This window comes from Geminicoccus flavidas (assembly GCF_009806515.1).
Lineage (GTDB): Bacteria > Pseudomonadota > Alphaproteobacteria > Geminicoccales > Geminicoccaceae > Geminicoccus > Geminicoccus flavidus.
Genome location: NZ_WUJP01000925.1, coordinates 1 through 1,731, shown reverse-complemented (window position 1 = coordinate 1,731; position 1,731 = coordinate 1). Strand labels below are relative to the sequence as shown.

At 68.6% G+C, this 1,731-nt stretch carries 2 protein-coding genes; both read left to right on the top strand.

Features of this window, described 5'->3' with window-relative positions:
* On the top strand, positions 1-407 hold a 407-nt coding region (locus EQG76_RS26680), incomplete at its 5' end, for an oligopeptide/dipeptide ABC transporter ATP-binding protein (RefSeq protein WP_200841152.1).
* Positions 408-427: 20 nt separating this feature from the next.
* On the top strand, positions 428-1,731 hold a 1,304-nt coding region (locus EQG76_RS26675; protein WP_159717935.1), incomplete at its 3' end, for an amidase.

Genomic DNA, 1,731 nt, shown 5'->3' with positions numbered 1-1,731 from the left:
TGCAGGCCGTCATCCTGCGCCTGCTGGCCGATCTGCGCGACCGGCTCGGCATGAGCTACCTATTCGTGTCCCACGACCTGAACGTGGTGCGCCTGCTCTGCCAGCGGGTCGTCGTCATGTACCTGGGCAAGGCGATCGAGACCGCACCCGCGGATGAGCTCTTCCGCGAGCCCAAGCACCCCTACACGCGGGCACTCCTGGCAGCGATCCCGGATCCCACCCACCGCGGCAAGCATCCGCCACGCCTGGACGGCAGCCCGCGCAGCCCGATCGATCCCGACCCCAGGGTCTGCCGCTTCTACGGCCGCTGCCCGATGGGCACCCAGGCCTGCGTCGAGAGCGCCCCGCTGCTCAAGCCCGCCGGCGCCCGCCACGAGGCCGCCTGCCACTTCGTTTCCGCCGCCTGACCGAGCAACTGGACCCGACGATGTCCTCAAGCACCGACAACGAGATCGCGCGCCTGCCCGCCACGGCGCTGGCGCAGAAGATCCGGACCAAGCAGCTCTCCGCCGCTGAGGTCACCGAGGCAGCACTTCGCCGCATGGAGAAGCTGGAGCCCCACATCCACGCCTACTGCGTGCCCACCCCCGACGTCGCCCGCGCCGCCGCTGCCGAGGTCGATCGCAAGATCGCGGCCGGCGAGGACGCCGGCCCGCTCGGCGGCGTGCCGATCGGCATCAAGGACCTGGTCGCGACCAATGGCATCCGCACCGTCATGGGCTCGAAGTTCTACGAGGACTTCGTGCCCGACGAGGACGACATCGTGGTCGAGCGGCTGAAGGACGCCGGCGCAGTGATCCTCGGCAAGACCAACGTGCCCGAGTTCGGCTACAGCGGCGTCGGCCATAACCCGGTCTTCGCGACGACCCGCAACCCCTGGAACCTGATGATGACGCCGGGCGGCTCGTCGGCCGGCTCCGGCGCCTCGGTCGCCTGCGGCGTTTCCCCCTTCGCGATCGGCTCGGACGGCGGCGGCTCAATCCGCATCCCCTCCGCCCATTCCGGCCTTTACGGCATTAAGGCCTCGATGGGCCGCGTGCCGCTCTATCCCGGCTGCCGGGACGAGCGTTATCCCGGCGTGTCGAGCTGGGAATCGCTAGAGCATATCGGCCCGATGAGCCGCACGGTCGCGGATTCGGCGCTGATGCTGAGCGTGATCGCGGCCGGCCCCGACATGCGCGACCGCTATTCCATCCCGGGCCCGGAGTTCGACTGGAACGAGGTGGCCAAGCCTGTGTCGCTGAAGGGCCTGCGTGTCGCCTACAGCGCCGACTGGGGGTATGCGCCGGTCGATCCGGAGGTGCGCCGCGTCGTCGGCGAGGCGGTGAAGGTCTTCGAGGAAATGGGCTGCATCGTGGAAGAGGCCCATCCCGGCTGGGAGGACCCCTTCCCCCATTTCTGGACATTGGTGGCCGCTGAAAGCGACCTCACCGGCATGCGCAAGATGATCGAGGGGCGCGAGAAGGAGGTCTCGCCGCACCTCCTGGCGCTCATCACCAGGGACTGGACCGGCGCCGACTTCACGGACGCCAAGACCGTCCGCAAGATGGTGGTCAACAAGATGTGGCGCTTCATGCAGCGCTACGATCTGCTCCTCACTCCGACCCTCGCCGTGCCGCCCTTCCCCGTGCACATGCAGGGGCCGGAGATCATCGAGGGCAAGATGGTGACGTCCGGCGACTGGCTGGCGTTCACCTATATCGCGAACCTGACCGGCCAGCCTGCCGCTTC